The sequence below is a fragment of the Alteromonas sp. ABH2_165 genome (assembly GCF_056159945.1).
On sequence record NZ_JBSWWF010000019.1, the window covers coordinates 1 to 1,669 of the forward strand.

The window sequence follows — 1,669 nt, forward strand, 5'->3', positions numbered from 1 at the left end:
CAGGCTGTGTGAAAACCCATTTTTTACCGATACCGTTGTGATAGCTCTACAGCGTAAATCTGGGGTCTACAAAAATTTTGAATGAGTGTTGTCGCAACTCTTAGGTTTTCAATGCAGATATAAATCCGCTAACGCCCATGATATTCATCATTCTTTTGAAGTTGTAAGCCAAGACTTGCAGACTTACCTCCGTTTTAACGTGTTTTAGTGTTTTTGTAAGCAATTGATGAGTCCCTGCCCATAGCTTTATTGTACCGAAGGGATGCTCGACAGTTTGATGCCTCAATGTCATTGCGTTTGGCATGTTTTTATAAGCTTGGGCAACCCGCTCAACATGTTCCTCATCATCGAGCCTGCGGATCCTTCTCCCTGCGGGTGAAGTTGTGCACCGTGATTTTATAGGACAGCCTTTGCAGGTCATGACCGACATGTAAGCGCGTAGCGGTTTACCTTTATCAGTTGAAACAAAGCTAAACGGGATATCTTTCCCAGCAGGACATTCATAGACATCTTTCTCTTTGTTATAAACAAAGTCTTCTTTGGTAAATAGTCCCTTGCTGCGATTGCCCGACGTACGAACTTTCGGAACAATTGCTGTAACACCTGACTCATGAACAGCCTTAAAACTTGTACTGTCGTCATAACCTCGGTCTGCAAGAATGGTAATGTCTTGTTTACCTAATACTCGTTGCACATGTTGGCTCATGGGGACAAGCTGATGTCTGTCAGTGGGGTTGTTCGTCACATAATGTGCAAGTATCAGGTGGTGCTTGGTGTCGACAGCCGCTTGAACATTATAGCCAACTAACACGCCTTTATGCTTGAGCGCCATTCGCCTGCTGTCAGGGTCGGTATAGGATATTTGTTTATCGGGCAAGGATTCCAGTTCTTGCTGGATTACTTTTTCGCTTTTCAATCGCGCTTGCAGTTTAGCGAGTTTGCCTTTCAATTTTATTGCATCATCAGCTCGGGACTGGCGGTCTGCCCTGTCGAGTTCCATGAGATAATTGGCAATATCTTTTTCGGTAGTTTCGATACACGTTTTGATTAAACCGCGCGAGTAGTTTTTAGCGATATTGTTAACCGCTTTGAATTTAGTGCCGTCAATAGCCACAATGGCATCCGTGAACATATTCAGTTCACGACATATCAACACAAAGTGCTTACAGACCCGCTGTATAGCGTTGCCGTTGTCACGCCTAAAATCAGCAATCGTTTTAAAATCTGGCGTTAGGCGCTCAACCAGCCACATTAACTCAACATTCCTCTGTGTTTCTTTTTCTAAACGTCGACTTGATTGAATGCGGTTAAGATAACCATAAAGGTAAATTTTGAGCATAGTTGCTGGCGAATAGCTTGGCCTGCCGGTTTTAGCGGGTTGATGCCGCGTAAAACCCAATTCACATAAATCCAATGAATTGATGAACATATCAATAGCACGAATTGGATTATCTTCATGGACATAGTCATCCAGAACTTCGGGAAACATCGTGCTTTGCGTTCTGCTTTGGCCTTCGATAAATTTTGACATGCACCTGAAACCTATCAGCTTTTTGATATTTTCATTTTACCAACTGACACTCACATTGAGGATCAATAGCTAAGACCGATTGATCATATAAAACGCACACTTAGACCCAAAGGTGATCAATAGTTTTCACACAGCCTG

The 1,669-nt window shown here is 43.0% G+C and carries 1 protein-coding gene; it reads right to left on the minus strand.

Features of this window, described 5'->3' with window-relative positions; genetic code table 11:
* Nucleotides 1-100 precede the first annotated feature (100 nt).
* Nucleotides 101-1,531 (minus strand): IS1182 family transposase, encoded by a 1,431-nt coding sequence (locus ACXAFQ_RS20390; RefSeq protein WP_474825204.1) that lies wholly within the window; start codon nucleotides 1,529-1,531, stop codon nucleotides 101-103.
* Between the last annotated feature and the right edge of the window lie 138 nt (nucleotides 1,532-1,669).

Bases quoted from the DNA above. Each gene is read 5' to 3' on its own strand.
- ACXAFQ_RS20390 (WP_474825204.1), bottom strand. From the start codon at position 1,531: ATGTCAAAATTTATCGAAGGCCAAAGCAGAACGCAAAGCACGATGTTT.